Source organism: Pseudomonas sp. P5_B2 (assembly GCF_056400445.1).
Genome location: NZ_JBFULH010000768.1, coordinates 1 through 1,739, shown reverse-complemented (window position 1 = coordinate 1,739; position 1,739 = coordinate 1). Strand labels below are relative to the sequence as shown.

General features: G+C 56.2%; 1 protein-coding gene and 1 pseudogene. Both read right to left on the bottom strand.

Features of this window, described 5'->3' with window-relative positions; genetic code table 11:
- A pseudogene (locus tag AC1DRJ_RS26575) lies at positions 1-170 on the bottom strand (transporter); the annotation flags it as partial.
- 76 nt (positions 171-246) lie between these two features.
- Positions 247-1,739 (bottom strand): arylsulfatase (locus AC1DRJ_RS26570; protein ID WP_477804769.1); only part of this gene is annotated, 1,493 nt, incomplete at its 5' end.

Below are 1,739 nucleotides of genomic sequence, written 5' to 3'. Positions count from 1 at the left end.
GGGTTACTGGCAATGGTGGAGGGGCCTTGAGCTCGGGCGGCGGCGCCGGCATTGGCCAGGCCGACGTTATCGGTGCCGATTTCGTAGAGCATGATGCCGCCCGCCTGAACCTGCTGACAGCAAAATGTCAGCATCGCCACAGCAGGAAAGGCGAATTTTTTGTTCTGCATAGGTTGTCCTTAAAGCATAAATAAATGATCGCTATAGAAAAGGCGGCCAATATTGGCCGCCCTTGTAGTCGATGATTTATTTACCCATTGCCGTTCGTGCGTGTTCGATCTTTTCCTTGACCGCATCCAGGTTGAAGCTCGCGCCTTTTTGCATCGGCGGATACTCAATCGCGGTTTCGGCCAGCTTCATTACCTGACCCTGAACAAACACAAAGCGCCAGAACTGGAACTTGAACCACTCGAAATAGGCCAGCGAGCCGCTGGCTGCCATGTTTTCCGGCCAGCCCATGCGTTCGAACGGATCGAGTCGCAAGTTGGTCAGGATCGGCATGTCCAGTGCAACCTTGGCGCCCAGCCAGCCGCCAGGCTGATCGATGAAACGGTATTTGAAGTCATCGATGCGGACTGCACCCAGGGCGCTCTCCCCAAAGTACCAAATCTCATGCCGGTTTGACGGACCTTTGCCGGTGATCATCGGTGTCTGGTCGTAGCCATCGAGGTGCACTTTGTAAGTCGTGTCACCCAGTTGTTTGCCCTTGAGCAGTTCTTGGGTGATGTTCGGATTTCCCGCCGCAGTTACGAAAGTCGGGAACCAGTCCATACCGGACATGATGCCGTTGCCAATCGTGTTAGCCGGCACGTTACCGGGCCAGCGAACGATTGCAGGCACCCGGAAGCCGCCTTCCATTACGGTGCCTTTACCCATGGCAAACGGGGTGGTGCCGCCGTCTGGCCAGGTGAAGTTTTCCGCACCATTGTCGGTGGTGAAGACCACAATGGTGTTTTCATCCATGCCTTCTTTTTTCAGCTTGGCCATTACTTCACCGACGATGTCGTCGAGTTGCGCCATGCCTGCTTCCTGTTCCGACCAGCCATTTTCCGAGGTGCGCAGATTTTGGTACTTATCGGACAGGTGAGTAACGATGTGCATGCGGGTCGGGTTCAACCACAGGAAGAACGGTTTTTTATCCTGTTTGGCCTTGTCCACGAAAGCGAAAGCTTTGTCGCGGATTTCGTCGTCCACCGTCTCCATTCGCTCCGGGTAAAGCGTGCCGGCGTCTTCGATTTTCTGTTTGCCTACCTTGCCCCAGCGTGGCATCTCAGTCGTATCGTCGGTCGTCGTTGCCCAGCTGTGCACCATGTTGCGCGGGCCAACGGTATTCAGCAGCTCTTTCGGATAATTGGGATGCGCCGGGTCTTCCATGGCATCGAGGTGGTAGAGGTAACCAAAGAACTCGTCAAAGCCGTGAACGGTGGGCAGGAATTGGTTGAGGTCACCCAGGTGGTTCTTGCCGAACTGACCCGTGGCGTAACCCATGGATTTCAGGGCGGTGGCGATGGTCACGGCTTGGGCGGGAATGCCGATGGGCGAGCCGGCCTGGCCGACGGTGGTCATGCCGGTACGGATCGGCAGTTCACCAGTAATGAAGTTGGCGCGTCCGGCTGTGCAACTGGCCTCGGCGTAGTAATCGGTAAAGCGCATGCCTTCATTGGCGAGCTTATCGAGGTGAGGGGTGCGACCGGCCATCATGCCTTGGTTGTAGACGCCGATGTTGGACCAGCCAATGT